We start from the raw sequence: 1,559 nt of genomic DNA on the forward strand, positions 1-1,559 counted from the left end.
CCCGACCACTTAATCGCTCTGCTTGGCATTTCAATTAATTGTCGGGCTTGCTTGCCCTTCATTTAATCTAGTTTGCTGGCGTTTGTGTTAAATTGCGATTTGATGCGGTTCATTAAGAAAGTTCGCATTCGACCATTATTTTTGATGGTGTTTTCTCGCTTTCTTGCCACTTGTTCGCTTATGTAGGCTTCACAGTATACTATTTTCCACGTTCTCCCTCTCGTAGAGGGGTTTTGATTGCTATTGTGCGCTGCTAGTCTTGCTTTTATATTGGTTGTGTAGCCAATATAGTAGTCATTTTGGTTAGCAACGTTTTGCAATACGTATACGTAGTAAAATGTCATGTGATCCTCAAAGCGATTAAGTGGTCGGGCTCCCACTGCTTGTATGCACACGGTTTTAGGTTCTATTTCACTCCCCTCACAGGGGTTCTTTTCGCCTTTCCCTCACGGTACTGGTTCACTATCGGTCAGTCAGGAGTATTTAGCCTTGGAGGATGGTCCCCCCATCTTCAAACAGGATTTCTCGTGTCCCGCTCTACTTAATATGCTTATCTAAACGTTTCGAGTACGGGATTGTCACCCTCTATGATTCACCTTTCCAGGTGATTCCTCTACGTCTAAATTCGTCGGCTCCTCCCCGTTCGCTCGCCGCTACTGGGGGAATCTCTTTTGATGTCTTTTCCTCGGGGTACTGAGATGTTTCACTTCTCCCGGTTCGCTTCGTATTAGTTACAATACTTGCCTTCTGGCAAGTGGGTTGCCCCATTCAGATATCGCCGGATCACAGGATATTGCCGCCTCCCCGACGCTTTTCGCAGGCTGTCACGTCTTTCTTCGCCTCTGACTGCCAAGGCATCCACCGTGTGCACTTATTCACTTGACTATACAACCCTAATCGGTCGTATGTCGTTAGTAACGTCCACCTTTGTTTACGCTTGATTCAGTTCTCTTTACTTGGCTACAAGGCTAACTTTCTATATCGCTATTCCAGTCTTCCCTGTAGCCTTTGTGGTTAATGATTCGTTGGATATCATTAACCCAGACTCATTTCTCTATGTTGTTATTGAGTTAATTTACCTTCGTCAGGTAAATTCGTGTTGTTACACTAAACAATTTACTGTCATCAGTATCCTGTTTGCTGTAACACTTTGGTGGAGCCAAGGAGAGTCGAACTCCTGACCTCCTGCGTGCAAGGCAGGCGCTCTACCAACTGAGCTATGGCCCCGAGAAGCGTTTAGGCAAAGCAGCGCTTTGCTAGCTTCGAGCCGAAAAACGTTTTAATACGTTTTTCGGTGTCCTTTGGTTATATTGGTGGGTCTAATAAGACTTGAACTTATGACCCCCGCGTTATCAACACGGTGCTCTAACCAACTGAGCTATAGACCCCAAGAAGCGTTAAAAATTGCATCGCAATTTTAGCTTCGAGCCAAAAAACTTTTGGATAAGTTTTTTGGTCGTAACTTTAAAAGACTTTGCTCTTCTTTTACGCTACGTTAGCTTCTTAAAACACAAGACCAACTTGCTGTGAATTCTCTCCCAGCCACTTTCGTTAAGGAG

General features: G+C 44.6%; 1 protein-coding gene, 2 tRNA genes and 1 other annotated feature. All 3 genes read right to left on the reverse strand.

Annotated features, from left to right (window positions below; genetic code table 11):
- Nucleotides 1-62 precede the first annotated feature (62 nt).
- Nucleotides 63-344, reverse strand: coding sequence for a GIY-YIG nuclease family protein (locus tag MA2_RS11605; RefSeq protein ID WP_082781989.1), 282 nt, complete (start codon nt 342-344; stop codon nt 63-65).
- 43 nt (nt 345-387) lie between these two features.
- Nucleotides 388-871, reverse strand: a sequence feature (23S ribosomal RNA rRNA prediction is too short).
- 280 nt (nt 872-1,151) lie between these two features.
- Nucleotides 1,152-1,227, reverse strand: a tRNA-Ala gene (locus MA2_RS10660).
- A gap of 84 nt (nt 1,228-1,311) precedes the next feature.
- Nucleotides 1,312-1,388: transfer RNA gene (locus tag MA2_RS10665), tRNA-Ile, on the reverse strand.
- Nucleotides 1,389-1,559 lie beyond the last annotated feature (171 nt).

It is taken from the genome of Moraxella atlantae NBRC 14588, from assembly GCF_001591265.1.
Taxonomy (GTDB): Bacteria; Pseudomonadota; Gammaproteobacteria; order Pseudomonadales; family Moraxellaceae; genus Faucicola; species Faucicola atlantae.

Bases quoted from the DNA above. Each gene is read 5' to 3' on its own strand.
- MA2_RS11605 (WP_082781989.1), bottom strand. From the start codon at position 344: ATGACATTTTACTACGTATACGTATTGCAAAACGTTGCTAACCAAAAT.